This is a genomic window from Bacillus sp. 1021 (assembly GCF_014534735.1).
Classification (GTDB): domain Bacteria; phylum Bacillota; class Bacilli; order Bacillales; family Bacillaceae; genus Bacillus; species Bacillus siamensis.
The window spans coordinates 1-255 of sequence record NZ_JACVSR010000026.1; the positions used below are offsets into that span (position 1 = coordinate 1).

3 tRNA genes are annotated in these 255 nt (G+C 56.1%); all 3 read right to left on the reverse strand.

The window, feature by feature from the left end:
* Positions 1–3: 3 nt before the first annotated feature.
* Positions 4–79 (reverse strand) — tRNA-Phe (locus ICW23_RS18825).
* 12 nt (positions 80–91) lie between these two features.
* A tRNA-Asp gene (locus ICW23_RS18830) sits at positions 92–168 on the reverse strand.
* An 8-nt stretch (positions 169–176) separates the two neighbouring features.
* Positions 177–253 (reverse strand) — tRNA-Met (locus tag ICW23_RS18835).
* Positions 254–255 lie beyond the last annotated feature (2 nt).

Consider the following 255-nt stretch of genomic DNA (forward strand, 5'->3'; position numbering starts at 1 on the left):
AAATGGTGGCTCGGGACGGAATCGAACCGCCGACACACGGATTTTCAGTCCGTTGCTCTACCAACTGAGCTACCGAGCCTTTTTATATAAATGGCGGTCCGGACGGGACTCGAACCCGCGACCTCCTGCGTGACAGGCAGGCATTCTAACCAACTGAACTACCGGACCATTTTTTTTGGTTGCGGGGGCAGGATTTGAACCTGCGACCTTCGGGTTATGAGCCCGACGAGCTACCGAACTGCTCCACCCCGCGAT